2 protein-coding genes are annotated in these 568 nt (G+C 43.7%); both read left to right on the top strand.

Annotated elements, in window-relative coordinates:
* On the top strand, positions 1-204 hold a 204-nt coding region (locus tag H5154_RS23110), incomplete at its 5' end, for a tyrosine-type recombinase/integrase (RefSeq protein ID WP_182719773.1).
* The coding region (locus tag H5154_RS23105; protein WP_182719772.1) for a transposase zinc-binding domain-containing protein at positions 201-568 on the top strand (368 nt) is incomplete at its 3' end. The genes H5154_RS23110 and H5154_RS23105, both read left to right, overlap by 4 nt.

Here is a 568-nt window from a genome sequence, read left to right as displayed (position 1 = left end):
CAAGCGTGTGGTTTAAAACACTGTAATCCACATGCACTACGCCATGCTTATGCAACACATCAACTTGAATCAGGAATGCCACTTCATCAATTGCAACATCAGCTTGGTCATAGTGATATTAAAACCACACAAAGTTACTTACATTGGTTACCAGAGTTAGGTCATGGCGGCATTGATTTGCTTGCGAGCTGGAGTAAACAGTGAGCGCTTTGCATCTCGCTGATATTTTAAACTCAAATCTTGAGAATTATCGACAGCATCATACGATGAGCTATCAACAACTGCGTGTCTGTCAGCACCTTCAATCATGCAGAACAGGTCAGCTTGGTTACCAAGCATGGCAATGTGATAACTGTGGTGAGTCGCAAAAGATTGGATGTAGTTGTCGAGACCGTCATTGTCCGCGTTGCCAAGGCATGGCTACTGCTAAGTGGGTGCAAAGGCAGCAAGAGGATTTATTACCGTGTCGGTATTTCCACCTTGTTTTTACGCTCCCTCATGAGTTGAATATCATTGCTCACTATAACCCAAGTGTGTTGTACCAGTGTTTGTTTAAAGCCGTATGGCA

Origin of the sequence: Pseudoalteromonas sp. SR44-5 (genome assembly GCF_014163675.1) — a bacterium.
GTDB lineage: Bacteria > Pseudomonadota > Gammaproteobacteria > Enterobacterales > Alteromonadaceae > Pseudoalteromonas > Pseudoalteromonas rhizosphaerae.
Note: the sequence above shows the minus strand (reverse complement) of the source record. Positions and strands in the feature narration are given on the sequence as shown.